General features: G+C 64.5%; 23 protein-coding genes. 10 read left to right on the forward strand and 13 right to left on the reverse strand.

Features of this window, described 5'->3' with window-relative positions; all coding sequences use genetic code 11:
- Positions 1–162: 162 nt before the first annotated feature.
- The 3 genes from ADADO0_RS19395 to ADADO0_RS19405 all read left to right on the forward strand — a co-directional run bounded on the left by ADADO0_RS19395 (position 163) and on the right by ADADO0_RS19405 (position 3026).
- Positions 163–327: a DUF1127 domain-containing protein gene (locus tag ADADO0_RS19395; RefSeq protein WP_511306847.1), complete on the forward strand. Its 165-nt coding sequence runs from the start codon at positions 163–165 to the stop codon at positions 325–327.
- Positions 328–501: 174 nt separating this feature from the next.
- Positions 502–1911 carry a methylenetetrahydrofolate--tRNA-(uracil(54)-C(5))-methyltransferase (FADH(2)-oxidizing) TrmFO gene (gene trmFO / locus ADADO0_RS19400; protein ID WP_511306848.1) on the forward strand — a complete coding sequence of 470 codons (1410 nt, stop codon included), beginning with the start codon at positions 502–504 and terminating at the stop codon, positions 1909–1911.
- Between the two features lie 8 nt (positions 1912–1919).
- Positions 1920–3026: a serine/threonine protein kinase gene (locus ADADO0_RS19405; RefSeq protein ID WP_511306849.1), complete on the forward strand. Its 1107-nt coding sequence runs from the start codon at positions 1920–1922 to the stop codon at positions 3024–3026.
- Here the strand turns inward: ADADO0_RS19405 and ADADO0_RS19410 are convergent.
- From ADADO0_RS19410 to yajC, 5 genes are read right to left on the reverse strand one after another with little or no spacing between them, the layout of a single operon-like run.
- Positions 3007–3900, reverse strand: coding sequence for a phytoene/squalene synthase family protein (locus ADADO0_RS19410; RefSeq protein ID WP_511306850.1), 894 nt, complete (start codon positions 3898–3900; stop codon positions 3007–3009). The two genes, ADADO0_RS19405 and ADADO0_RS19410, sit on opposite strands and share 20 nt — an antisense overlap.
- Positions 3900–4280 carry an Mth938-like domain-containing protein gene (locus ADADO0_RS19415; protein ID WP_511306851.1) on the reverse strand — a complete coding sequence of 127 codons (381 nt, stop codon included), beginning with the start codon at positions 4278–4280 and terminating at the stop codon, positions 3900–3902. The genes ADADO0_RS19410 and ADADO0_RS19415 overlap by 1 nt, the downstream gene beginning before the upstream one ends.
- Before the next feature lie 9 nt (positions 4281–4289).
- A complete protein-coding gene (gene secF / locus ADADO0_RS19420; protein WP_511306852.1) occupies positions 4290–5399 on the reverse strand; it encodes a protein translocase subunit SecF in 1110 nt (369 codons plus the stop codon).
- Positions 5360–6967 (reverse strand): protein translocase subunit SecD, encoded by a 1608-nt coding sequence (secD, locus tag ADADO0_RS19425; protein ID WP_511306853.1) that lies wholly within the window; start codon positions 6965–6967, stop codon positions 5360–5362. Before secD ends, secF begins: the two co-directional genes overlap by 40 nt.
- 19 nt (positions 6968–6986) lie before the next feature.
- Positions 6987–7331, reverse strand: coding sequence for a preprotein translocase subunit YajC (yajC, locus tag ADADO0_RS19430; RefSeq protein WP_511306854.1), 345 nt, complete (start codon positions 7329–7331; stop codon positions 6987–6989).
- 191 nt (positions 7332–7522) lie between these two features.
- On the opposite strand from yajC, the gene cobS reads away from it, so the two are divergent.
- The 3 genes from cobS to ADADO0_RS19445 are packed head-to-tail and all read left to right on the forward strand — an operon-like array spanning position 7523 to position 9254.
- A complete protein-coding gene (gene cobS / locus ADADO0_RS19435) occupies positions 7523–8323 on the forward strand; it encodes an adenosylcobinamide-GDP ribazoletransferase (RefSeq protein ID WP_511306855.1) in 801 nt (266 codons plus the stop codon).
- 5 nt (positions 8324–8328) lie between these two features.
- Positions 8329–8535, forward strand: coding sequence for a DUF1289 domain-containing protein (locus ADADO0_RS19440; protein ID WP_511306856.1), 207 nt, complete (start codon positions 8329–8331; stop codon positions 8533–8535).
- A 32-nt stretch (positions 8536–8567) separates the two neighbouring features.
- Complete coding sequence (locus ADADO0_RS19445) at positions 8568–9254, forward strand: TIGR02281 family clan AA aspartic protease (RefSeq protein ID WP_511306857.1); 687 nt, start codon at positions 8568–8570, stop codon at positions 9252–9254.
- Positions 9255–9266: 12 nt separating this feature from the next.
- Here ADADO0_RS19445 and ADADO0_RS19450 read toward each other — a convergent pair whose 3' ends face one another.
- Entirely contained in the window at positions 9267–10100 is an 834-nt protein-coding gene (locus ADADO0_RS19450) for an aldo/keto reductase (protein WP_511306858.1), read from the reverse strand.
- 119 nt (positions 10101–10219) lie between these two features.
- Positions 10220–12349, reverse strand: a complete 2130-nt coding sequence (locus tag ADADO0_RS19455; protein ID WP_511306859.1) for a fibronectin type III domain-containing protein — start codon at positions 12347–12349, stop codon at positions 10220–10222.
- A 351-nt stretch (positions 12350–12700) separates the two neighbouring features.
- Between ADADO0_RS19455 and dusA the strand changes: the two genes are divergently transcribed.
- The gene (gene dusA / locus ADADO0_RS19460; protein ID WP_511306860.1) at positions 12701–13729 is read left to right on the forward strand and encodes a tRNA dihydrouridine(20/20a) synthase DusA; all 1029 of its coding nucleotides are present in this window, start codon (positions 12701–12703) and stop codon (positions 13727–13729) included.
- A 119-nt stretch (positions 13730–13848) separates the two neighbouring features.
- A complete protein-coding gene (locus ADADO0_RS19465) occupies positions 13849–14685 on the forward strand; it encodes a sulfite exporter TauE/SafE family protein (protein WP_511306861.1) in 837 nt (278 codons plus the stop codon).
- A 12-nt stretch (positions 14686–14697) separates the two neighbouring features.
- Here the strand turns inward: ADADO0_RS19465 and ADADO0_RS19470 are convergent, their stop codons facing one another.
- Entirely contained in the window at positions 14698–15564 is an 867-nt protein-coding gene (locus tag ADADO0_RS19470; RefSeq protein WP_511306862.1) for a hypothetical protein, read from the reverse strand.
- A 244-nt stretch (positions 15565–15808) separates the two neighbouring features.
- On the opposite strand from ADADO0_RS19470, the gene ADADO0_RS19475 reads away from it, so the two are divergent.
- Positions 15809–16705 carry an ATP-binding protein gene (locus tag ADADO0_RS19475; RefSeq protein WP_511306863.1) on the forward strand — a complete coding sequence of 299 codons (897 nt, stop codon included), beginning with the start codon at positions 15809–15811 and terminating at the stop codon, positions 16703–16705.
- A gap of 84 nt (positions 16706–16789) precedes the next feature.
- Here ADADO0_RS19475 and ADADO0_RS19480 read toward each other — a convergent pair whose 3' ends face one another.
- The 3 genes from ADADO0_RS19480 to ADADO0_RS19490 form a co-directional block, all read right to left on the reverse strand.
- Positions 16790–18400 (reverse strand): SPOR domain-containing protein, encoded by a 1611-nt coding sequence (locus ADADO0_RS19480; RefSeq protein WP_511306864.1) that lies wholly within the window; start codon positions 18398–18400, stop codon positions 16790–16792.
- A gap of 86 nt (positions 18401–18486) precedes the next feature.
- On the reverse strand, positions 18487–20244 hold the full coding sequence (gene argS / locus ADADO0_RS19485) for an arginine--tRNA ligase (RefSeq protein ID WP_511306865.1): 1758 nt from the start codon (positions 20242–20244) through the stop codon (positions 18487–18489).
- Positions 20245–20277: 33 nt separating this feature from the next.
- Positions 20278–21480 (reverse strand): deoxyguanosinetriphosphate triphosphohydrolase, encoded by a 1203-nt coding sequence (locus ADADO0_RS19490; RefSeq protein ID WP_511306866.1) that lies wholly within the window; start codon positions 21478–21480, stop codon positions 20278–20280.
- Positions 21481–21571: 91 nt separating this feature from the next.
- Between ADADO0_RS19490 and erpA the strand changes: the two genes are divergently transcribed.
- On the forward strand, positions 21572–21913 hold the full coding sequence (erpA, locus tag ADADO0_RS19495) for an iron-sulfur cluster insertion protein ErpA (RefSeq protein ID WP_511306867.1): 342 nt from the start codon (positions 21572–21574) through the stop codon (positions 21911–21913).
- A 15-nt stretch (positions 21914–21928) separates the two neighbouring features.
- Here erpA and ADADO0_RS19500 read toward each other — a convergent pair whose 3' ends face one another.
- Positions 21929–23059, reverse strand: a complete 1131-nt coding sequence (locus tag ADADO0_RS19500) for an alginate O-acetyltransferase AlgX-related protein (protein ID WP_511306868.1) — start codon at positions 23057–23059, stop codon at positions 21929–21931.
- Between the two features lie 8 nt (positions 23060–23067).
- The gene (locus ADADO0_RS19505; RefSeq protein ID WP_511306869.1) at positions 23068–24207 is read right to left on the reverse strand and encodes an alginate O-acetyltransferase AlgX-related protein; all 1140 of its coding nucleotides are present in this window, start codon (positions 24205–24207) and stop codon (positions 23068–23070) included.

Consider the following 24207-nt stretch of genomic DNA (forward strand, 5'->3'; position numbering starts at 1 on the left):
CGTTGAACACTGCGAAACAATTGGTAATGCTTCGCGCACAACATGCGGATGGCGCAACGCTGCAATGCAGCAAACACGCTTGGCCGCCTCGATAGGTCAGCATATGTTCCTCTTCAAATGAACTGCGGCGCCTGACACGCGCTGATTTGAAGGAGACAGAAAATGCTGCTTTGGGGTTTCCTGGCCCGCCAGGCTCGCCGTTGGCACGCCTACAACCGCACCGTTGCCGAGCTTTCCGGGCTCGATGACCGCACCCTCGGCGATATCAACATCGTGCGTAGTGAAATCCGGGCCGTGGCTCGTCGGGCGATGTTTCACGTCGTCTGATCCGAGGCCAACTGGTTTCGCGAACGTGGCCCCCTCGGGGGCCATTTTCGTTTGTAGGGCCCGCTGAGACCGCCGCGCTCCTTGAACCTGCCGCCATGTTGAGGCACAGACCTTCCGTGCCGACAAACACGGCGGATGGACAGCAGGGGCAAGACCCCAGGCGGCGAGAAATAGATGACGCGTCTTGACCCGGTGCATGTAATCGGCGGCGGACTTGCCGGCTCTGAAGCCTGCTGGCAATTGGCCGAGCGTGGCGTCCCGGTGGTGCTGCACGAGATGCGCCCTGTGCGCTCCACCGAGGCACACCACACCGAGGGTCTCGCCGAACTGGTCTGTTCCAACTCCTTCCGTTCCGATGACCCAGAGGGTAATGCGGTGGGCGTTCTCCATGCGGAGATGCGCCGCGCGGGCTCGCTGATTCTGCGCTGCGCGGACGCCAACCAAGTTCCGGCCGGCGGCGCGCTTGCGGTTGACCGGGTCGGCTTCTCCGATGCGGTGACGCAGGCGCTTCAGGAGCACCCGCTCATTGAGATCCGCCGCGAAGAGATCACAGGGCTTCCGCCGACCGATTGGGATAAGGTGATCGTCGCCACCGGCCCCCTCACCTCGCCCGCCCTGGCTGAGGCGGTTCTCGGCCTCACGGGCGAGACAGCGTTGGCCTTTTTCGACGCCATCGCACCGATCGTCCACTTCGATACCGTCGACATGAGCAAGGCATGGTTTCAGTCGCGCTACGACAAAGTCGGGCCGGGCGGCACGGGGGCCGACTACATCAATTGCCCGCTCGACAAGGAGCAGTACGAAGCTTTCGTTGATGCGCTGTTGGCCGGAGAGAAGGCGCCGATCCGCGACTTCGAGGCCAAGACCCCGTATTTCGATGGCTGTCTGCCGATCGAGGTTATGGCGGAACGCGGCCGCGAAACCCTGCGGTTCGGCCCCATGAAGCCGGTGGGTCTCACAAATCCGCATAACCCTACTGTCAAAGCCCACGCCATCATCCAGCTTCGCCAGGACAACAAGCTGGGCACGCTCTACAACATGGTCGGCTTTCAGACCAAGCTGCGCCACGGCGATCAGGTGCGGGTGCTGCGCACCATTCCCGGTCTCGAAAACGCGGAGTTCGCGCGACTCGGCGGCCTGCATCGCAACACTTATCTCAACTCTCCCCGCCTGCTGGACGGCACGTTGCGCCTGAAAGCTGATCCGCGCCTTCGCTTCGCCGGCCAGATCACCGGTTGCGAGGGCTATGTGGAAAGCGCCGCCATCGGCCTGCTTTGCGGCCGGTTCACCGCTGCGGAGCGCCTGGGCGAGGAACCCTCCCTGCCCCCGCTCACCACGGCTCACGGCGCATTGCTCGGCCACATCACCGGTGGCCATGTGGAGGTGATAGAGCCGGGTCCGCGCTCGTTCCAACCCATGAACATCAATTTCGGCCTGTTTCCCCCGCTCGACGCCGCGCCAAAGCCGCCGGACGGCAAACGGCTGCGCGGCCCCGAGAAGACTCTGCTGAAGAAGAAGGCGATCGCCGCCCGCGCGCTTGCGGATACCGACCGCTGGCTCGACAGCACCGCGAAGGCAGCTTAAGAGCGCCTATGCCCAGGCAGCAGTATCTCGTTCCGCCCATCGAGCAGAACGCCGACCCCAAGCGTTTCGTCGTGGACACCGTGCTCAAGCGCGATGTGTTCTCGACCGTGGAGCGTGGCACCTGGACAGCCGCGGACGGTCACGCCTATCCGGGTGTGCGTCGTCGCTGGAACGACGTCTCGCCATGGTTTTCATTGATCGCGCGTGTTCTCGCGGCACACGAATCCCGCGCGTTATCCAAGGTGTCGTCCTCGGGTGTAACGACGCCGCTGCTGGCCGTGGGCCGTCGCTTCCTGGTGCGAGGCTGGGTCGAAGGCGTGCCGCTGCAGATCGCGCGTCCCCACGGCGACCTGCATTTCTTCCGCTCGGCAAAATCCGCCCTGCGCACGCTTCACGCCTTGGGCTTCGCCCATAACGACCTTGCCAAGCAACAGAACTGGCTGCGCGGGGCGGACGGGGAAGCCTGGCTCATGGATTTTCAGCTCGCCTTGCCTGTCGACCGTCGCCGCAGTCGCCTGGGGCGTGTGCTGGCCTATGAGGATCTGCGCCATCTTCTCAAGCACAAGCGCACCTATTGCCCTGAGGCACTGACCCCGCGAGAACTGCGCATGCTGGCGCAGAAAAGCATCATTGCGCGCACATGGATGGCCACCGGCAAGAAGGTGTATCGCTTCGTGACGCGTCGCCTCATGTCCTATTCGGACACCGAAGGGCGAGGACCGCGGGTGACGCAGGTGGCACCGCGCATCGCGGCCGCGCTAGAAACGCACCCCTCTGTCGCATCCGTGCACATGGCGGATTTCCAGACCTTGGGCGGAAAGGTTGGACTTTACGCCTTTGTCGAGGGCAATGGCCCGGTCGATGTCCAGGCGTTGCGAGCCCATCTTGTGGCCGAATTGCCGGATCGGCCGCACCTCGACCATCTGCAGATCGTGTCACGCCTGCCGCGTGGAACTGATGGCGCGGTGCGCGATGATCTTCTGCTGTTGGTGGCGCGCAACCAGATCGAAATGCTGGATGCACTTTCCGGCTCGCCGGAGACCCGCGATCTTGTTGCCGATATCGCACGCGAGCGGCTGAATTTGACCGACCGGATTACCCGGCCGGCAGCCTGATCCAGGCTTTCCCCGCGCGCGCCCTTCGTGCTGCGCGCCACAGCAGCCATTGACGCTTCAGCGGCGGCGTGCCCACCACCCGCTCGAACGGATTGCTTGCCCGCGCCAGCGCCTCAAGGTCGCCGGCCACCAGCGTCAGCGGCAGGAAGGCGGGCGAGACATCGTCAGAAACACCATGCAGAGCTGCCCGTGCCGCAGCCAGATGATGCGCGGCCCGCGCCCGTAAGGCCGCCAGCACCGCCCGAAGGGCCGGCGTGAGGCGACGTGCAACCACATCCTCGCGAGAAACGCCATGCTGCCGCAGAATATCCATGGGCAGGAAGCATTGGCCGCGCCCCGCTTGCAACGGCAATGCGCGCATCAGGCCGGTCATCGCGATGGCGACACCGGCATGCCCACACGCGTTGGAGAGCGATGCATCCTGACGCCCGCGCAGAAGCCCGACGGAAAGCTGGATCAGCACCGAGGCGGTCTCGCCTGCATATCCCTCAAGATCATTGAGCGAGGGCATAGGATCGTCATAAAGGTCGAAGGTGCGCGCCTCGATCAGGTTGAGCAGCGCGCCGCGCGGCGTATCGGTCCGCTCCAACAGGTCAAGAAGCGCGGCCGCCACCGGATGCCCGGCCACTTCGCCCCGTCCCAATCCCTCGATCAGGTCGCGCCACCATTGCATGCGCAATTCGCCCGGAAGCGGCTCGCGCACCACCTCGCGAACGCGCGCCACCTCCAAATTGAAGGCGTAAAGTACGCCGAGGTCGCGACGCGGCCCGGCGGGCGCAAACAAGGTGGAGAGGAAGCGATCACGGTCGTGGGTGCGGATCAGGCTCGTGCAATGGGCATAAGCAGCAGCGAGATCGGCAACCGGGGGTGCCATCAGAATGCGATGAGGGCTGCGCCCACCCGGCGGCCCTCGCCGAGCAGGACGTTATAGGTGGCCGCTGCGGCGGGCGTCGGCATCAGCTCAAAGCGCAGCCGGGCATTGCGAAGGGCCTGCTTCTGTAGTTCCGGCAGATGCGCGGGGTCGCGGCCGGTGCCGATGAACAGCAGCTCAAACTCGCCGGCCTCGGCCAGGATGGGCGCGAGCGAAGATGTGGTCAGGTCGGAAAAGCGCGCCACGCTCCAGGGTCGGATGCCCGACGGCAGCGCCAGGAGCGAGCCGTTATGGGACATGCCGGCGAAGTGGAAGAAATTCTCCGCGTATCCGTCGATCGGCACGCGGCGCGGCAGGAAGGGAGCATCCAGCCGCTCCGCCATTTCAGCGCCTCAGGTCCGGGCCGGACGCGGCCGCGAACGGCCTTTTCCGGTGCGCCGGGGTGCGGCGGGCGGCTCGGGGATCGTGGGGTCCTGCGACACGAAACGCTCGGGCAGCGCCTCGGTGGCGGGCGGGAGGATTTCCACGTCTTTCTCTTCCGCCTTCGGCTCCGCTTTGGGAGCCCGCAAGCCGAGGTGAATCAGCATGGGCGCTGCGACGAAGATGGTGGAATAGGTGCCGATGACGACACCGACCGACATGGCCAGCGAGAAGCCGCGCAGGACCTCGCCGCCGAAGAAATACAGCGCGAGACAGGCGAGGAAGGTGGTCAGCGAGACGATGATGGTCCGCGAGAACGTCGCGTTCACAGCAGTGTCCAGCATCTCCGGCACCGGCATCTTCTTGTAGCGCCGCAGCATCTCGCGAATACGATCATACACCACAACTGTATCATTGAGCGAATAGCCCATGATGGTGAGGATCGCCGCGATCGAGGTCAGGTCGAAGTCGATGCCGAGCAACGAATAGATCGCCAGGGTGACGAAGATATCGTGGGCTGTAGTGGCCAATGCGCCGAGTGCGAACTGCCACTCGAAGCGGAACCACAGGTAGAACAGGACCGCGACAGCGCCCAGCAGAAGCGCGACGATGGACTGGCGGACCAGTTCGCCAGAAACGCTTGGGCCAACGGTTTCGACGCGGCGGATGGTGTATTCGGTGCCGAGCGCGGCGCTGATCTTGGCGATGATCGCCTGCTGCGCCTCGTCTGAACTGCCCGTCTGACCCACGCGGATCAACACGTCACGGGGCGAGCCGAACTCCTGGATCTGGACGTCACCAAGTTCGATGTCCGTCAGGTGTTCGCGCAGCACCCGCAAGTCCGCCTGCTGCTGGCTGGATTGCGCTTCCACCAGCGTCCCGCCCCGGAAGTCGATGCCGAGGTTGAAGCCGAAGGTGAGGAAGCACAGCATCGCGAGGACCATCGCCACTGCGGACAGCGGGAAGGTCACATGGCGCAGACGCATGAAACCGATGTTGGTCTGCGACGGGATATAATCGATCAAGGGCATGAGCGGCGCCTTCAGATGGGCAGCTTCGCCGGGCGCTGCCACCTCACCCACCACGCGATCATGAGGCGTGTGAGAGTGTAGGCAGTGAACACGGTGGTCAGAAGACCCAGAATATAGGTAACCGCGAAGCCGCGGACAGGACCGGACCCGCCAAGCAGGAACAGGATAGAACCGGTTGCGAGCGCGGTGACGTTGGCATCGAGGATGGTACCGAGCGCGTGCGTAAAGCCCTTGTCGATGGCGGAGATGGCGGAACGGCCCTCTCGCGCCTCGTCGCGGATACGTTCGAAGATCACGACGTTGGAATCCACCGCCATGCCGATGGTGAGCACCACGCCGGCTATACCGGGCAATGTCAGCGTTGCTCCGAGAATCGATTGCAGCGCGAACATCAGCGTGATGTGGACCGCGAGCGCGATCAGCGCGAACAGACCGAACAAGCCGTAGATCGCGACCATGAACACCGCGACGAGGGCGGCGGCCACATAGGCGGCGGTCTTGCCGGCGTTGATCGAATCCTGGCCGAGGCTTGGGCCGACGGTGCGCTCTTCCATCACCTTGAGCGGTGCCGGCAGGGCGCCGGCGCGCAGCAGAATGGCGAGATCGTTCGCCTGCTGGACGGTAAAGGAGCCGGAAATCTGCCCCGAACCGCCCACGATCGGCTCGCGGATCACCGGAGCCGAAATCACCTGGTTGTCGAGGACGATCGCGAACGGTCGCCCCACGGCTTCCTGGGTGGTCGCGGCGAAGCGGCGGGCGCCGTTGGAATTGAACCGGAAAGAGACGATCGGCTGGCTTGACTGCTGGTCGAAGCCGGGCTGGGCGTCTGTCAGGTCCTCACCGGAAACGCGAACCTGCTTCTCGACCAGATAGGGCACGCCCTCCGGCGACTGAAGCACTTCGGAATCCGGCGGCGGACGGCCTTCCAGCGCCTGCTGCGGCGACATGGACTGGTCCACCATGCGGAACGACAGCTTGGCGGTCTGGCCCAGCAGGGCCTTGAGGCGCTGCGGGTCCTGGAGACCGGGCACCTGCACCAGGATGCGGTTGGCGCCCTGGCGCTGAATGTTGGGCTCGACGGTTCCGAGTTGATCGATACGGCGGCGGATGATCTCGATGGACTGGTCCACAGCCGAGCGGACGCGGGCGTTAATACCGGCTTCCGTCAGCGAGACGCTGACCGTCCCATCCGCCGCGCTGGCGACGTTGAGGTCCATCTCACCGCTACCGGTGCCCAGCAGAGTATTGGTAATGGGGGTCGCGAGCTTGCGCAGCTCTGCGACCGCCTTCTGTGTGTCATTGGGGTCACGCAGGCGAAGCTGCACCGTCGTGTCGCGCAAGGTCAGGCCGGTGTAACCGATACGCTGGTCGCGCATGATCTTGCGGACCTCGTCCCGGATCTGCTCGGTCCGCTCCTTGCGCAGCGCGCTGCCGTCCACTTCCAACAGGATGTGCGATCCGCCCTGGAGGTCCAAGCCGAGAGTAACCCGGCTCGACGACAGCCAATGCGGCAGAACTTGCAGCACCGAGGCGGGAAGCAGGTTCGGGATCGCAAACAGGATTCCGAGGAAGGTGATCCCCAGAATCAGGACGGTCTTTAGTCTGGAAAAATGCAGCATCGCCTGTGTTTCCGCCGCCTCAGGCCGACGGCTCGTCCTTGGCCGGCTCGGCCTTCGAGCGAACCAAGGAAATCTGGCCGCGCATCTGGCGGATCTTTACGCCTTCAGCGACTTGAAGCTCGATTTCGGTCTCGTCCACGACACGGGCGACCTTGCCAACCAGACCGCCGCTCGTCACCACGGTGTCACCGCGACGAAGCGAATTGACCATCTCCTGGTGTGCCTTGGCCTTTTTCTGCTGCGGGCGCAGAATCAGGAAGTACATCACGACGAAGATCAGCAGGAACGGCGCCAGCTGGATGATCATGTCGGTCCCGCCGCCGGCAGCCGAAGCGCCCTGGGCGAACGCGGGGGTAATGAACATGGCGTCCTCGTTCTTCTGATTGGTGAAAGTCGGGCCGCATGCGTTCAGCCTGCGGAAGCGGCGCGGACTATACTGGCGGAGCCGGGGAATGCAAACGACACCGGCCGCCATCGCACGCAGGCTTGACCTCGGGCGCGAATAGGGCTCCCAAGGAAGCGGCCTTTCGGGCTGGGCGGCGACGAGATCTGGACATGCAAACCAACAGAATCGCGCAGGACATTTCGCTCGCGTTGCGCTTCCTGTCGCGCATTCCCCTGCCCGCCCTGCGCACCGAGGACGCGCCCTTCGCCGCGCCGCCGCTGGCCCGCATCGCCTATGCGATCCCTCTGGCGGGCGGCGTCATCGGCCTGGTCGGCGGGGTTGTCCTGATGGTTGCGCACGGGCTCGGCTTTCCCCCGTTTCTCGCAGCGACGCTTGCGGTTACTGCGCTTGTGATGACCACGGGCGCGTTCCACGAGGATGGCCTTGCCGACACTGCGGATGGATTCGGCGGTGGACGCGACCGGGCCTCACGCCTCACCATCATGCGCGATAGCCGCATCGGCACCTATGGCGGCTGCGCGCTGGCGCTTTCGATTCTGCTGCGTGTTGCGGCTCTGGAGACGTTGCTCGAATGGGCGGGACCCGGACGGGCGGCGCTGGTGCTGGCCGCGGCCGGCGCGGCATCGCGTGCTGCCGGCCTCTTCTTGATGCAGAGCCTGCCGCCTGCGCGACTTGACGGCGCAGGGGCGAGTGCCGGCGTACCAGGGCCGGATGCGGCCGCCCGCGCCGTGATGGTGGCAACTCTGGTGACGTCGGTGATTCTCATTCTCACCTTGGGTGTCAGCGCGGCGTTTGCCGGCCTGATCGCCCCGGCACTCGCGTGGCTCGTCATGCATCGCCTCGCGCGCCGCCTGATCGGCGGGCAAACCGGAGATGTCGCCGGTGCAACCCAGCAGGTTGCAGAGATTGCCTTCCTTCTGGCCGTGCTTATCTTTGCACGAGGCCAATGAGGCAAATGACAGACACGCCCGTGAAAACGCCATGCAGCAAAGTGTGCATCGTTGATCATATCAGCGGGCTATGCATCGGCTGCGGGCGCTCCCTTCAGGAGATCGGGTCCTGGCTCGCCTTCTCGGCCGAGCATCGCGCCACAATCATGTCCGCCCTGCCCGGCCGACTGAAGGCGCTGCGCGCCCGCGGCATCGACAATTTTCCGGACTAACGATGCGCGGTGACCGCTTCCTTTGGGTTCTTTTGGCCGTCCTTTTAATCGGCGTGGTGATTCTGGCCGCCAATCACGATGCGGGCGAGGTCATGGGGCTGGAACTGGGCCAATTCGCTAGCCTCGTCGTCAAGCTTTCGTTGATCGCGGTCGTGGGCGTCGGCGCGTGGCGCATGTTCCGGGGGCGTTTCGTGCAGGCACTCAAGGCCGCCATGTTTTGGGGTGTGATCATCACCGGCCTCGCCGTCGCCTACACCTATCGCATCCCACTCCGGGAGGTTGGCGAGCGGGTGATGTCGGAACTGGTGCCGGGCTATGTGGCGGCGTCTGGAGGCGCGACACGCTCGGTTGAGGTCGCGCGTTCCGCCAATGGAGACTTCGCGGTGCGCACGCAGGTGAACGATGCATCCATTACCATGATGCTCGACACCGGCGCCTCGGCCGTTGTGCTGACCCAAGAGGCCGCCCGGGCGGCCGGACTTGCCATCGACACCCTGCGCTACGACGTGCCGGTGGAGACCGCCAATGGCCGCACCCGCGCCGCTCAGGTGACGCTCGACAGACTGAGCGTCGGTGGCATCACCGAGCGCAAGGTCAACGCGCTCGTCTCGGCGCCCGGCGCGCTGCGCACCAGCCTGCTGGGCATGACCTTTCTTTCCCGACTCGACGGCTTCGAGATCAAAGGCGACCGGCTGATCCTGCGCGGCCCGGCCCGCTAAGCTGCCGGTGCCTCACAGCATCTCCAGCGACCGCTTGCGGCGCGGCGGGGGAAATTGCGCATCGATTGCGGCCAAATCCTCAGCATCCAGCACCAGCGCAGCTGCGGCGATATTGGCGCGCACATGGTCCTGATGTCCCGCCTTGGGAATGGCGATAACGTCGGGACGCCGCATCACCCAGCTCAGGGCGACCTGGAACGGATCGACGCCGTGCTTGCGCGCGACACTGCCGAGGGCGCCGTCGCGCGGGAGATTGGCCTGCTCGATCGGGCTATATGCCATGACAGGGATGCCCCGCTGCGCCAAGAAGGGCATCAGGTCGAATTCCGGGCCGCGCCGGCGGGGGTTGTAGAGAATCTGGTTGGCCGCGCACGCGCCGCCGCCGGCCTCCAGAAGCTCCGCCATATCGTCGGTGTCGAGATTGCTGACGCCCCAGTGGCGGATCTTCCCGGCGCTTTGCAGCGCCTCGAATCCGGCAATGGTCTCCTCGAACGGATGGTTGCCGCGCCAGTGCAGCAGATAGAGGTCGATGCGCTCGGTGTTCAGGCGCTTGAGGCTGCGCTCGCAGGCCTCCACCACGCCACGCCGGCTGGCATTGTGCGGATAGACCTTGCTGACTAGGAAAACCTGGTTGCGTATCCCGTCGAGCGCCTCGCCCACCATGCTCTCGGTGTGGCCATCGCCATACATTTCGGCGGTGTCGATCAGGGTCGCACCTAGTTCTACGCCCAGGCGCAGGGCGGCGATCTCGTCGGTGCGGCGCGCGGCCTGCTCGCCCATGAACCAAGTGCCCTGCCCGAGGGCTGGAACGCTTTCCCCGCCGGGAAGGGTCACTATTTTGATCATGATCGCGCCTCCGTTGCGGCTGCGACCTTAATCGCGCGGCGAAGCGGTGCAACGCCGGACAAGAAAAAGCCCGCCGCGCTTGCGCGCGACGGGCCCTACGCTCCCCCACACAACTTTAATCAGAGATAACCGAAGATCGAGCTGAAGGCATATTGGTCCTGTTCGATGCCGCTGGCGGTCGGCGAAACGTGCCCGATCTCGCTGTCGTTATCGCGGCCGATGGACCACATGCCGATCGAGGCAATGTCGGGATTGTCCTTCGCGAAGGCCATCAGCTCATGCGCGTCTTCCAGCGTGAACACTTCGCTCTGGACGTCGTTGATGCCGATCATCGGCGTGATACCGACCTTGGCGTCGAGCCCGATGTCATGGAGCTGCTGGATGGTGGCGAGCGCCGCGCTGATCGCATCCTTACCCATGTCGCCACTGTCGGCGGCCGCGCCGTAATCCATCGCCATGATGTTCACGACGTCAATGTGCACGCCGTCAGCCATGGCTTGCTTGAGAATGTTGATGCCGTCCCAGGTCAGGCCGGTCGGCATCACCGCCAGCGTGAAGGATACCTGAAGATCAGGGTTTGCTTCCTCCAAGGCGACCAGGGCCTGGTCACGCAGGTGGTTGGCAGCCGTGTTGGCGATGGCGCCGCCCTCGATATCGAAGTCGAGGGAGTTCACATGATAGCGGTCGATCACCGACTGGTAGGCGGTGGTCAGGGCCTGGACGCTCGTGAAAGTCAACGCCGGCTCCTGCCCATTGGCACCGCCGAACGAGATGGTGATGTTGCCACCCATGGCCTGCACGGCTTCGATCTGCTCCAGCATGCTGGAGCCGTTCGGCAGCGTGTCGTTCTCGATGGTCCCCATCCCGCCCCAGCCGATCTGGTTCGTGCCGGAACTGAGAACGAAGGCGAGGGTGAAATCGGTGACGCCGGAATCGTGGGCGATCTGCGCCAGGTTCTGGCTGCTGGACAGCGACATATCGATGTAGGGCGAGAAATGCTGATCGATGTTGTCGGTACCGGCCGCATGGGTCGTGACGTCGATCGGCGTTGCCTGGGCTGATGCGCCGGCCTCATCCACCGCCACCACTGTGAAGTGGTAGGTGGTCGAGGCGTCGAGGCCCGTCACCTTGAAGTGCGTGTCCGTGGTGGTGGCGACCAGGGTGGTGCCGGAATAGATATTGTAGGCGGAGACCGTGCCGATGCCGTGCACCTCCGCGGCATCCCAGATCAGAACTGTGGTGGTGTCACTGGTGCTGGCGGCGAACAAGTCCTGCGGTGCTTCGGGCACCACGGGGTCCGTGCTCATATATCCGACGAACGCCCAGACATGGCCCGCACCGTTGTCGGTGGAAGGATTGTCGTTCTGGTTCCACCAGTTGGCGGTGTAGACGGCGTTGCCGATGCTGACGTGGTCGCCGGCGGTATAGACAGACGCGGCAGACCAGGCCGGCGCATAGGTCGTCTCGGTGCCGCCGCCGGTCGTGCCGCCCGTCGAACCACCCGTGGTGCCCCCGGTTTCCGTCCCCCCGGTCGAGCCCCCAGTCGTGCCGCCTGTTGTTCCACCGGTGGTCCCGCCCGTGGACCCACCAGTGTGGGTGCCGAGGGCCGTCGTCCACTCGGAGACGGTGGAGGCATCCTTCGCGACGATATTGGTCAGCGAAAGCTGGGCCAGCGTGACGCCGGTCAGCGTATAGGTCTGGTTGTTGGTGGGGATCGAGATGACGACCGAGCCGTTCACCTCGGCAACCGAGAACTGGTCGGCCTGGAACCAGCCGAAATCCAGCTTGTCGGTGGCGGGGTGGAAATCGAGCTTGGTGTTGCTGCCCCACGCCCAGTTGATGACCGTGGTGGTCGCAGCATGCGAGGTGTCGCCCCCGGTGGTGCCGCCCGTCGTGCCCCCACCCGTCGTCCCGCCGGTCGTTCCACCGGTGGTTCCGCCCGTCGAGCCTCCCCCAGAGGAGCCTCCCGATCCCTCAGCAGAGGACAGCGCCGTCGCCCATTCAGACGCGGCGCCGCTGTCCTTTGCCGAAATATTGGTAAGCGAAAGCTGCTTCAGGGTGACGCCTGAGAGCGTATAGGTCTGGTTGTTGGAGGGGATCGAGATAACAACCGATCCGTTCACTTCCGTGACGGTGAACTGGTCGGCCTGAAACCAGCCGAAATCCAGCACGTCGATGCTTGGATTGAAAGTGATAACCGCGTTCGTACCCCAAGCCCAATTGATGGTGGTCGTTTTTCCGGTAGCCATGATTGCCCTTCGCCCAAATCCCAATGCGGCGCACTCTCTATGAACGAATTTTCATATTCAACTCATGCGAGGGTAGATTCTGAAAATTATTTTCCGGAAACTGCATCTAAATACCATTTTGGTGAAATTTCATTCACCTGAATTCACCCGTTTCTCCCTACGTAATCCTCGATCTACCGCCGAAATAGGCGTTTAACCGCCAATTACAGGTTGAATGAACGCAGCATTCCCCCCGAAATCGCATATCAGCCGCCACCATCGCGTTTGCGTTCAGATTCCCGTTCATCTCCATTCATCGAGCAGCGTGCTACAATGGCGCGACACCGCAATCGCAAAGAGTGCCCGCCAGACATGCCGTCCGTGCCTGAAGTGAACGACAGTTTCGCGACATACCCTGGAAGCCACCGCTTCTCCGTCGCCCCGATGATGGACTGGTCGGACCGCCACTGCCGCTCGTTCCACCGCACGCTGTCGCGCCGCGCGCTGCTCTATACAGAGATGGTCACGGCGCTCGCTGTCATTCACGGAGATCGGGAGCGGCTGCTGGGCTACGCTGAGGCCGAGCACCCCATCGCCGTTCAGCTCGGCGGCAGCGATCCAGACCTGCTGGCCAAAGCGGCGCGGATCTGTGCCGAATTCGGCTACGACGAGATCAACCTGAATGTCGGCTGCCCGTCCGACCGCGTTCAGGGCGGAAATTTTGGTGCCTGCCTGATGCGCGAGCCCGCGCTGGTGGCGGATTGCATCGCCGCCATGAAGGCCGAGGTGTCCCTGCCCGTCACCGTCAAATGCCGCATCGGCGTCGATGAACAGGATCCGGAAGAGGCGCTCGACACCCTCGCCGATCAATTGGTGGCGGTGAAGGTGGACGCCCTCATCGTTCACGCCCGCAAGGCGTGGCTCCAGGGGCTCTCGCCGAAAGAGAATCGCGAGGTCCCGCCCCTCGATTATTCCCGCGTCCACCGCCTGAAGGTGCGCCTCCCGCAGGTGCCGATCAGCCTGAACGGTGGCCTCGCCTCTATCGATCAGGCGCAAGCCAATGGCGCCGGGCTCGACGGGGTGATGCTGGGCCGCGCTGCCTACCAGAATCCGGAACTGCTGCTGCAGGTGGACACCGCCTTTTTCGGCGATGAGGCGCCGCACGCGGATGCGTTCGAGGCGGTCGCGGCCTTCGAGCCCTACATCTCCGCCCACATCCAAGCGGGCGGACGGCTGCATGACATCACCCGGCACATGCTGGGCTTGTTCGGGGGACAGCCGGGATCACGGCGGTTTCGCCGCCGGCTTGCGACGGAAGGCGTTCAACCCGGTGCCGGGCTCGATGTGCTTCGCACCGCCGTCGACGATGTGCGCCATTCGGCCCGTCGCGACGCCGCCTAGGATACCGATGAAAAGCTGACGCTACGCAAACTGGACAGGGCAATGCGCCTTGGGCCAGTGTTCGCGCCCCAATGCCCGGCGATTTTCCCGCCGCTGCCGCCTCCGAAGGCTCATTTCAGATGCTGTCCTCCCTTTCCTGGGGCGAGATTGTCTCCCTGGTTCTTCCGCTTTTGCTTGGCGGCGTGGTGACGGGAATACTTGCCGGCATGCTCGGGGTCGGTGGCGGTGCGGTCATCGTGCCAGTGCTCTACGAGGTTTTCCGCGCGGTCGGCGTGGACGAAACCATCCGCATGCAATTGTGCGTCGGCACCTCGCTCGCCATCATCGTCCCCACCTCTTTCCAGTCTTATCGGGCGCATAAGGCGCGGGGGGCCGTGATCCCCGGCATCCTCCGGCTGTGGAGCGTCCCCGCCATCATCGGAATCATCACGGGAAGTGCGCTTGCCGCCGTGGTGCAAGGCTGGGTGCTTCAGGCGGCGTTTGTGGTCATCGGCGGACTCATGGGCACCAAGTCGATTATCGGCCGCGAAAGCTGGAAGCTTGGCGATCACCTGCCCGGGAAGCCCGCCATGTGGGCTTATGGTTTCTTCATTGGCCTCGCCGCGTCGCTGATTGGCATCAGCGGCGGGGGCATGTCGACGATCGTGCTCAGCCTTTACGGGGTCCCGATCCACGCTGCTGTAGCCACAGCAGCAGGTATCGGCATGATCATCCCCATACCGGGGGTCATCGGCTATGCCCTCGGCGGCTGGTCGCACATGGCGGACCTGCCGCCGTTCTCGCTGGGATATGTCTCCGTCCTGGGCTTTGCCTGCATGGCGCCTGTGAGCGCGCTGACGGCGCCGCTGGGCGCAAGAATCGCCCACGCCCTGACGCGCCGCCAGTTGGAGGTCGGATTTGGCCTGTTTCTACTGCTGATGGCGCTGCGTTTCCTCGTAGCCATCATCTGGCGCTGAACGGCACCCCAATCACCAAGTGCGGCGAAATCCAGCGGTGATGGATTTGTTGATGGTGTCGCCGTTGTCCGCCACCGTGGTGGTCACGACCACCGGGCCGATCAGCTTTTGTGAGGCGCTCAGCGAAGGAAGCCAGGCACGGTCGAGACTATTGGTGGCCGTTCCGACGCTGACGCTGGTGCCGGATTGGGCGAGGCTGAGGCTCATGGTCTTTCCGGTCTGCCACTGCTCCGCACCACCTGCCTGGACAACCAGGGCATAATTGTCGCTGAGGCTGGCCGTCAGGCTGTCGCTCAGCGCCCATTGGCGGCTGAACGTCGTAGCGAGCGTGCTCTGATCCTGCGGATTGACGCGCACATCCACGCTGCCCTGCTCCCACAGCATGAAATTTGAAACACCGGGCAGGGTTGTATGAGCCCAGGCGACGGCCCCGGAGCCGTCCATGCCGGTAACGGTCGAGGTCTGGTAGGGCAGGATCGCGCTCCGCTGCGCGGTCGTCAGCGACATGTCGACCCCGAACTCGGTCCAGGTCCAGTCCTTGAAGGATCCCGCCGCCGTGACCGACGTGGTGCCGTTGGCATTTGCGACTTTCGATACCCGCGTGTTGAGACCCGTGCCGGCCGGGACGCGGGCGGTATTGCCCGCCGTGGTGGCCGTCGAGAGATAGGATGGCGTCTCGCCGGCATCCTCGGGCTCTGGCTCGACGACAAGTTCGGCCCAACTCCAGTTGGACAGATTTGCCGGCGCCCCGCTCTGGGGACTTGGCTTGATGATCACGGATGTCGTGTCCTGCGCGGCGGCAGGTACCCCCGACAAAGCCAGGATAATCAACGGGAAAATACCCGGCGCAAAGGCGCCGGTCAGGCTGGTGGTTCGCATGTCGTTCTCCATAGGTGCCGGCGCCCGCAAGGGCGCGCAGATGGCCTCGGATGCTGCCCGGCCCAGCCTCCGGGACAGCGACACTAGTAGACTGGCAAGACGTTAACGATTTCCTGCCGCAGCGCAACATGGGCTGCGAACGCATCCTCGCATGCGTCTGGCTCATGCCTTTGCGCGGCGCCTCCCGAATCGGCCGCTTGTTCCGCGCCCACTGCCCCGCTAATCCCCTCGCAGGGAGATAGACATGACGCCAGATACGCCCGCCGCCTCCGATGCCACCCATGCGCTGCTGCTGCGCATCGCCGACGCTCTCGAGCGCCTCGCCCCGGCGCGCGTGCCGGAGCCCGACTTCGAGGCGGCCGACGCCTTCGTGTGGCATACCGAGCCGCCCCGCTGCGAGCCGGTACCCCGAGTGAACCGGGTCGAAATGGAACTGCTGCACGGCATCGACCGGGTCCGCGACCAGTTGGTGGAGAACACGGAGCGATTCGCGCGCGGTCTTTCCGCCAACAACGCCCTGCTGTGGGGCGCACGCGGCATGGGCAAAAGCTCGCTCGTGAAGGCGGCTCATGCCCATGTGAACGGGACCGTTGCGGGCGGCGCAGCGGGTGGGCGGCTGAAGTTGGTGGAAATCCACCGTGAGGACATCGACAGCCTGCCGGAACTCATGACGCAGATGCGATCCTCTCAGCACCGCTTCATCGTGTTCTGCGACGATCTTTCATTCGATTCCGACGACACCACCTACAAATCGCTCAAAGCCGTTCTCGAAGGCGGCATCGAGGGACGGCCGGACAATGTGATCTTCTACGCGACCTCTAACCGCAGGCACCTGATGCCCCGCGATATGATGGACAACGAACGGGCGACCGCCATCAATCCCGGCGAGGCGATCGAGGAGAAGGTGTCTCTATCGGACCGCTTCGGGTTGTGGCTCGGCTTCCACAAATGCAGCCAGGACGAATATCTCGACATGGTGTCCGCATATGTGACGCATCACGCCTTGCCGCTCCCGGAGGAGAAATGGCGCCCCGAAGCGCTGGAATGGGCCACCACCCGCGGCTCCCGTTCCGGCCGCACCGCCTGGCAATATGTTCAGGATGTCGCCGGCCGCCTCGGTGTGCAGCTCAAGTCGACCTGAGTTGTGTGCGTTATCCCCTCTCCCGCGAGCGGGAGAGGGGGCGCCGCAGCGCGTAGGGAATAGGCTGAAGCCCATTCACGAAGATCAGTTCTTGGTGACGATACAGGTGCCGCCCTGGGCCGTGAGCGAGTTGCACAGGTTCGTGGCGTCGTCGCGGGTGTTGAACGGCCCGACCTGCGCCCGGTAGAAAATGCCCTTGTCGCCAAGGTCGGCCTTGCGCACCGTCGCCTTGTAGCTTCCCAGAAGCTGGGGATAGCGGCCCTGGAGCACCTTCCAGGAGCCCATGGCGTCGGCCTCTGACTTCTGAGAGGACACCTGGACCACATAGCTACCCGCAGCCGTCGCTGCCGGAGGCGTGACTGCGGCCTGCTGGACGGGTGGCGGGGCGGCGGCCACGGGCACACCCTGGCCGGTGGTGCTGGTGGTTGTCACGGTCCTGGGTGCGGGAATTCCGCCGGGAACGGGGTTCTGCGTGGGTGCATATGCGGTGGGGGCGGCGCCCGCGACCACGCGCTGCGGTGCCATACCGGCCGTCGGCGTCGCCGAAGGCACGATTGAACCATCGGCGCGCACCGCGACGGTGCGAACCTTCTTTGGATCGGTCGGCAAGGGCTGCGCGTTCGCAGCAGCAGCGGCAGCGGCGTTCACGTCCACCGGCTGCTCTTCGCGTGGCACGACACGCTCCTGGCCGGGTGTGCCGCCCACGCGGTCGTAAATCAGCTTCTGGCCGTCGCTGCCCTGGCTTGTGGGAGTGGGCCCCGCAACCTTACTGGGGCTGGTGTCAGCCTTGATGACCGGCGCGGTCTCCGAACTGGCGCTGCTTCCCGAGCCGCCACCAACCATGCGGAAGGCGAACACGCCCGCCGTGGCGGCGACGCTCAGGCCGACGATCGCCGCAACGGCGATCAGCGCCACCCGGCCGCGACGGCGGCGCGGTTCCATTTCGTAAACGTCCTCGCCGTGCGGGGGCATGTAGCCCTCCTCGCCAAAGGCAGGATCGTAAGTGTCGTCATATTCCTCATAGCCGTCCCGGTCGCTTTCGGCGCCGTAGGCATAAGCGTCGTCGGGGTGGTCTTCATTCTCGCGCTGTGTCGCCGCAGCCGGTCGTGTTACGGTGGGCGTGTCCTGGGTGGGCGTATCGGGCTTGCGCGCCGCGAGCGAGCCGTATCCGGAGCGCACGGTGCTCTGCTGGGCATCAAGAGTGGGCCTGCGGGTCTCGCTTTCGGTGCCTTCCCAACCCGAAGTGTCAGGCAAACGGCCCCGCACTGTAGTCTCGCGCGGAACAGTCTGTTCGCGCGGCGGCGCGGGTTCACGCAATGCGGTCGGCTCACGAAGGGTCGTTGGCTCGCGGAGCGTCGTTGGCTCGCGCAGGGTTGTCGGCTCGCGGAAGCTGGTGGGCTCGGCGGGGTCGCGGGTGGTGCGACGACCGGGCTGCCAATCCTCGAAACGCCGTTCGACCGGGGGAGCCGCGAACTGCGGACGTGGCGGCGCCTCGGCACGGGCCGGGCGCGCCTGCGGCACCGGATCGGCGGCGACCTCACCAAAATCGGCAAACGGATCTTCCTCGCCGATCAGTCGGGCGAGTTCCGCGAGCGCGTCATCGGAATTCTGTCCAGCAGACGCGGTGCGAGAGCCGGAAGATTGGCCCGCGTAGCCGTCGTCACGCCGATAGCGGAAGCTGCTTTCGTCGACCATTTTGCCTCAACCATGTCAGAGACTGGCTATGCGACCGCTGCCCGGCCCAGCCGGCGAGCGTGTTCGGGCACCGGCCCGAACAACGGTCATTTCATTTCTTCGACGGCCTCGACCCCCAGCAACTTCAGCCCCGAGGCTAGGACCGTGGCGACGCCATGCACCAAGGCCAGACGCGCCATGGTCAACTCTCGATCATTCTCCATAATGAAGCGTAAATGAGGCAAGTCTTTTCCGCGATTCCACTGCCCGTGGAACTCACTTGCCAATTCATACAGGAAGAATGCGACGCGATGAGGCTCGCGCGCCGCTGCGGCCTGCTCAATCAGCCGCGGCCAGCCGGCAAGACGCATCATCAGGCCGGTCTCGCCCGCGTCATCCAGGCGGGTGAGCGGGGCATGGGCGTAGACGCCGACCTCGGTGGGAAGGTCAGGATACCGCTCGCGCGCATTGCGGAGAATCGAATGCGCTCGGGCGTTCGCATATTGAACGTAGAAAACCGGGTTTTCGCGTGACTGCTCGATGACCTTGGCAAGATCGAAGTCGAGCGGGGCGTCGTTCTTCCGGAACAGCATCATGAAGCGGACGGCATCGCGCCCCACCTCGTCCACCACTTCGCGCAGGGTTACGAACGAGCCTGAGCGCTTCGACATACGCACGGGCTCGCCGTTGCGGGTCAGGCGCACCAACTGGCACAGTTCGATGTCCAGGCTGGCCTGGCCTGAGGTCACAGCCTTCACCGCCGCCTGCATGCGCTTCACATAGCCGCCGTGGTCCGCGCCCCACACGTCGATCATACGGCTGAAGCCGCGGTCGAACTTGTCCTTGTGGTAGGCGATGTCGCTGGCGAAATAGGTGTAGCTGCCGTCCGACTTCACCAGCGGGCGGTCCACATCGTCGCCAAAGGCGGTGGATCGGAACAGGGTCTGCTCGCGGTCTTCCCAATCCTCGATCGGCGCGCCCTTGGGCGGCGGGAGGCTGCCCTGGTAGACCTCGCCGGTGCTCCGCAACTGCTGAATGGTCGAGCCAACCTTGTCGCCCCCCTGGGTCAGCGACCGCTCCGAGAAGAACACGTCGAAGTCGATGCCGAGCGCAGCCAGATCCTCGCGGATCATGCCCATCATGGCGCTGATGGCCACGTCGCGGATCACCGGCAGCCATTCCGCCTCGGGCAGGGCAACGAGTGCGGCGCCATACTCCTTGGCCAGCGCCTCGCCAACTGGAACCAGATAATCGCCGGGATAGAGCCCCTCGGGGATAGTGCCGATGGTCTCGCCGAGCGCTTCGCGATAGCGCAGGAAGGCGGAGCGGGCCAGCACGTCCACCTGGGCGCCAGCGTCGTTAATGTAATATTCCCGTGTCACCTTGAAGCCGGCATAGGCCAGAAGGCTCGCCATGGCGTCGCCGAACACCGCGCCCCGGCAATGGCCCACATGCATCGGGCCGGTGGGATTGGCGGAGACATATTCGACGTTCACGGGCCGCGCAGCGCCGAGAGTTGATCGGCCGAAGCCCGCGCTGTCGCGCAGCAGTGCACCAAGTACGCCGGGCCAGAACGCTTGGTTCAGCGAGATGTTGATGAAGCCGGGGCCAGCGACGTCCACCTTTGTCACATCGGCCAGTCCCTCAAGCCGGGCGGCAATGAGGACGGCGAGATCACGCGGCTTCGCCTTGGCGTCCTTGGCCAAAACCATAGCCGCATTGGTGGCGAGATCGCCGTTTGCGAGGTCGCGCGGCGGCTCCACGACGATGCGCGCGAGGTCGAGCCCTTCCGGCACAAGCCCTTCGCCCGCCAGAGCGGCGACGGCGGCTCGCACATGATCGGCGAAGATCGCGTAGACGTTCATGGACCTGCCCAATGTGATGAAACCAGCCGGCGCCTAACGCAAATCCGGGGTTAAGTCAAAAAAGCGGGCATGCTGGTCGAGGGCGTAGCGGTCCGTCATGCCGGCAATATAGTCCGCCACCCGACGCGTGAGACGAAGGGTATCGGCAGCGTCCACGCCTTCGCTCCACCCTTCCGGCAGATCGGTGGGATGGGCGATGAAATGCCCGAACAGGTCACGCAACACCTGCATCGCCTCGTCCATGACGCGCTGGACGCGTGCGTGCCGATACATGCGGGCGAACAGGAAGGTCTTGATGGCCGCTTCCGCCTCCCGCATGGAATCGGAGAAGGCGATGAGCGGGCGCCCAAAGGCGCGCACCTGCGCTGCCGATCCAACCCCGCTGGCGACGGCGCGTGCATCGCTCTCGCGCACCACATCCTCGATCAAGCGGGTAATGACGCGGCGCATCACCTCGGTGCCGATCCGGTTGCGTTCAAGCTCCGGATAAAGGCCCCTCACCTCTTCCAGAGCCTCACCCACCAGCGGCAGGGCGGCGATGTCCTCTAACGAAAAGAAGCCGGCGCGCAAACCGTCGTCGAGGTCGTGAATGTCATAGGCGATGTCGTCGGAGATCGAAGCCACCTGTGCCTCCGGCCCAGCGTGCTGGTGGAGTTCCAGGTCCTGGGCTGCGGAATGAACCACGACCGCGTGCGGCAGCCCCTCGGCGTAACGCCCGGTCCCTTTGCCGGACATATCGGTCAGCGGGCCATTGTGCTTGGCTATGCCTTCCAGCGTCTCCCAGGTGAGGTTCAGACCGTCGAAGGCGGCGTAGCGTCGTTCCAGGCGCGTTACCACCCGCAGGGACTGGGCGTTGTGATCGAATCCGCCGTAGCCGACCAGACAGGCGTTCAGCGCGCGCTCTCCGGCATGGGCGAAAGGCGGGTGGCCGAGATCGTGCGCCAGCGCCAGCGCCTCGGCCAGATCCTCGTCCAGCCCCAGCGCGCGGGCGATCGAGCGTGCCACCTGCGCCACCTCAAGCGTATGGGAGAGGCGGGTGCGGAAATGATCGCCCTCGTGGAACACGAAGACCTGGGTCTTGTATTTCAGGCGGCGGAACGCCGTGGAATGGATGATGCGGTCGCAATCGCGCCGGAAGGGGTTCCGGGAATCATCAGGCTCGGGATACAGGCGCCCGCGTGTCTTGAAAGGATCGCTCGCCCAAGAAACGCGCGGCCGGCCACCCGCAACCGCCATCCTCAACCCCCGTCCCTCTTTAACTTCCTTGCGCGCGCACTTAACTATCATGCAATTGAAGGATCAACCGCCGAATTCCGGGATGCCCGCTGTGGATGTCGCACTCGAACCCACCCTCACCGTGACCGAAAGCGCCGCGCGCCGGATCAGCGAGATCCTGTCGGGCGAGGCGCCGGAAAGCGTGCTCCGCGTGAGTGTGGAAGGCGGCGGATGCTCCGGTTTCCAGTATCGCTTCGACGTCACGCGCGAGCGGGACCAGGAGGATCTGGTGATCGAGAAAGCCGGCGCAACCATCGTCGTGGACAAGGTGTCGCTGGACTATCTCTCCGGCTCGCGCCTGGATTTCGTGGACGATCTGATCGGCGCGGCCTTCAAGATCGACAATCCTCAGGCCACCGCCTCCTGCGGCTGCGGAACCAGTTTCGCCCTCTGAGGCCGCCGCCCCGCCTTAATAAGGCAGGGGAAGATGAGACGGCCAGGCGCCGTTCAGGCAGGGGAACAGCCGCTCGGCCCGCGCGATGATCAAGAGATCCGGCTTGAATCGCTTCACCTCGTTGAAGTCGAAATCGCAGCTGCCATAGATCGTCCGGCTGAAATGCATCCACCCCACCTCTGCCGCTGGCGTATAGGCGAACAGCAGCGGCCAGATGCGGATCGAATACGAATCCCCCAGGATCAGAACGCGTGGCCCGCTGTCCGCGTAGCGAAGCGCGTAGCCGTTGAACTGCTTGATTTCGTGCGGGGCCCTGAAAACGAAGGGCGACGGCGCGCCGGTGTCCTTCAGGTTCAATATCTGGTTTTCATCGGGATGCTGGGGTGTGCGCCGCAAACTGCGGGCAAGATCACCCAGCGGATATGGCGCCACCGGCCCGACCACTTTCGTGACGTCCAACTGCCAATCCGGTAATCCCGCCGCGCGCATCGTGGCATTGAAGGCCAGGACGCTGCTGAGGCTGGTCCAATGGGTGTCGTTGGGGAGAAAACGCCTGTTGTCCGGCGACTGGCGCAGCACTTCGCGCAGATCGACCGCCGCGATGCCTCGGATCTTCAACTCCTCAAGCATGAGGGAATATTCGGTCGGGCGCGGCGGTAGCTTGTCGTTCCACACTGGCAGATCCGCGATGTCCACCGACTGGGCGTTCGGGGGCACCGCGACCACCACCTTGGTGCCATCCGGCGTCAGTTCGCGCTGTAGTGCCATCGCCACCATGGCGAACCGCTCCACCGCCGCCTTTCGGTAGAGCGCGCCGGCCGATTGCGCCGGGGCCGACTGTCCGGCCCAGAACAACTGGCCGTCGCGGCCGGTGTACACGAGGTCGCTGTCCTGCGACGCCGCCCAATGCCGGATATCTTCGCGCAGCACGGGAAGGCTGGCGCGGAACCCGAAATTATCCTGAAAATAGAAGCCGAACTGCTGAAGGCGCCCGTGCATGCGCTGGACCCATGAGGCGTCGGCTGGCTTCTGCCCGCCGCGCCAGATGCCGCGCCCTGCGGGGTCCGGCACCAGATTGCTGAGCAGCAGAAGCGCGAGGATTCCCACCACCAGGACAGCCATGTGCCGCCGATGGGGAATCAACATGCCTTGGCTCATTTGCGCGCCTCGGGCGCAGGCTGCGGCAGGTTTGCCGGCCACTCCCCCTTCAAGCAGGGAAACATCCGCTCGGTTCGGGCAATGATGAGCACTTGCGGCGCAAACCGCTCAACATCTGCGAAGTCGAAATCGCAAGAGCCGTACACCGCCTTGCTGAAGTGGACCCATGCCACCTCCGCCACCGGCGTATAGCCCAGCAGATAGGGCCAGCTATCGACAGTATAGGAATCGCCGAGCACCATGACGCGGGGGCCGCTATCGCGGAACCGAACGAAATAGGGATTGAAGCCACCCATCTCGTTGCGCGACTTGAAGTCCGGATTGGTCTGGCGTTGCCAGGCGGGGTTTAGGCGCAGTTCTTGGTTTTCGTTCGGCAGCTTGATCCTCAGATTGAGCGCCGTCGCGATGTCCCCCAGCGGCGCGGGCTTCATAGGACCAACAGCGGCCGCCACATCGACCTGCCAGTCGGGATGGCCCGCAGCGACCATTGCCGCGTTCAGCGCCAGCGTGGCGCTGAGGTTGTTCCAATGGGTATCGTTCGCGAGATATTTGCGCGCCTGAGGCGAAGCGCGCAGCACCGCGCGCAGATCCACGGCCGTGATCCCGGCGTGCGCCAGTTCAGCCAGCATCAGCGCGTATTCCGTGGGACGCGGCTTTACCCAGTTGAACCAGTCGGGCAGATTCTCCACATCCACGGTCTGTGCGTTAGGGGGCAGCGCCACGACGATTTTCGTATTCGGGAGGCGCGCCTGCATGGCCTCGATGACCGAGACGAAACGCTGGACGGCGGCCATGCGGTAGATCTGGCCGGATGTCTGCTCGGGCGCCCGCTGCAACGACCAGAAAACCTGCCCCTTCGGCCCGAAATAGATCAGTTTGGTGTCGGGCGAGCGGGCGAACTCCCGCAGTTCGCGCCGAAACTGGGGCAGCGAGGCGCGGAAGCCGAAATTGTCCTTGAAGTAGAAGCTGATGCTTCTGAGATTGCCGTGAAGGCGCTGAAACAGATTGTCTTGCGGACGGGCGACAATGCGCCATTCGCCCGAGCCGGCGGGGTCAGGAATGAGATTGCTGAGCAGCATGACGGCAAGCAGGCCCGCGACCAGCACGCCCATATAGCGACGAGATCCGACAAGCAT

The organism is Aquabacter sp., assembly GCF_965279295.1.
In the GTDB taxonomy this organism is placed as follows: Bacteria; Pseudomonadota; Alphaproteobacteria; order Rhizobiales; family Xanthobacteraceae; genus Aquabacter.

What these genes read in the sequence shown, in the direction of transcription:
- ADADO0_RS19395 (WP_511306847.1), top strand. Translation starts at nt 163, where the DNA reads ATGCTGCTTTGGGGTTTCCTGGCCCGCCAGGCTCGCCGTTGGCACGCC.
- trmFO (WP_511306848.1), top strand. Translation starts at nt 502, where the DNA reads ATGACGCGTCTTGACCCGGTGCATGTAATCGGCGGCGGACTTGCCGGC.
- ADADO0_RS19405 (WP_511306849.1), top strand. Translation starts at nt 1,920, where the DNA reads ATGCCCAGGCAGCAGTATCTCGTTCCGCCCATCGAGCAGAACGCCGAC.
- ADADO0_RS19410 (WP_511306850.1), bottom strand. Translation starts at nt 3,900, where the DNA reads ATGGCACCCCCGGTTGCCGATCTCGCTGCTGCTTATGCCCATTGCACG.
- ADADO0_RS19415 (WP_511306851.1), bottom strand. Translation starts at nt 4,280, where the DNA reads ATGGCGGAGCGGCTGGATGCTCCCTTCCTGCCGCGCCGCGTGCCGATC.
- secD (WP_511306853.1), bottom strand. Translation starts at nt 6,967, where the DNA reads ATGCTGCATTTTTCCAGACTAAAGACCGTCCTGATTCTGGGGATCACC.
- yajC (WP_511306854.1), bottom strand. Translation starts at nt 7,331, where the DNA reads ATGTTCATTACCCCCGCGTTCGCCCAGGGCGCTTCGGCTGCCGGCGGC.
- cobS (WP_511306855.1), top strand. Translation starts at nt 7,523, where the DNA reads ATGCAAACCAACAGAATCGCGCAGGACATTTCGCTCGCGTTGCGCTTC.
- ADADO0_RS19440 (WP_511306856.1), top strand. Translation starts at nt 8,329, where the DNA reads ATGACAGACACGCCCGTGAAAACGCCATGCAGCAAAGTGTGCATCGTT.
- ADADO0_RS19450 (WP_511306858.1), bottom strand. Translation starts at nt 10,100, where the DNA reads ATGATCAAAATAGTGACCCTTCCCGGCGGGGAAAGCGTTCCAGCCCTC.
- ADADO0_RS19455 (WP_511306859.1), bottom strand. Translation starts at nt 12,349, where the DNA reads ATGGCTACCGGAAAAACGACCACCATCAATTGGGCTTGGGGTACGAAC.
- dusA (WP_511306860.1), top strand. Translation starts at nt 12,701, where the DNA reads ATGCCGTCCGTGCCTGAAGTGAACGACAGTTTCGCGACATACCCTGGA.
- ADADO0_RS19465 (WP_511306861.1), top strand. Translation starts at nt 13,849, where the DNA reads ATGCTGTCCTCCCTTTCCTGGGGCGAGATTGTCTCCCTGGTTCTTCCG.
- ADADO0_RS19470 (WP_511306862.1), bottom strand. Translation starts at nt 15,564, where the DNA reads ATGCGAACCACCAGCCTGACCGGCGCCTTTGCGCCGGGTATTTTCCCG.
- ADADO0_RS19475 (WP_511306863.1), top strand. Translation starts at nt 15,809, where the DNA reads ATGACGCCAGATACGCCCGCCGCCTCCGATGCCACCCATGCGCTGCTG.
- ADADO0_RS19480 (WP_511306864.1), bottom strand. Translation starts at nt 18,400, where the DNA reads ATGGTCGACGAAAGCAGCTTCCGCTATCGGCGTGACGACGGCTACGCG.
- argS (WP_511306865.1), bottom strand. Translation starts at nt 20,244, where the DNA reads ATGAACGTCTACGCGATCTTCGCCGATCATGTGCGAGCCGCCGTCGCC.
- ADADO0_RS19490 (WP_511306866.1), bottom strand. Translation starts at nt 21,480, where the DNA reads ATGGCGGTTGCGGGTGGCCGGCCGCGCGTTTCTTGGGCGAGCGATCCT.
- ADADO0_RS19500 (WP_511306868.1), bottom strand. Translation starts at nt 23,059, where the DNA reads ATGTTGATTCCCCATCGGCGGCACATGGCTGTCCTGGTGGTGGGAATC.
- ADADO0_RS19505 (WP_511306869.1), bottom strand. Translation starts at nt 24,207, where the DNA reads ATGCTTGTCGGATCTCGTCGCTATATGGGCGTGCTGGTCGCGGGCCTG.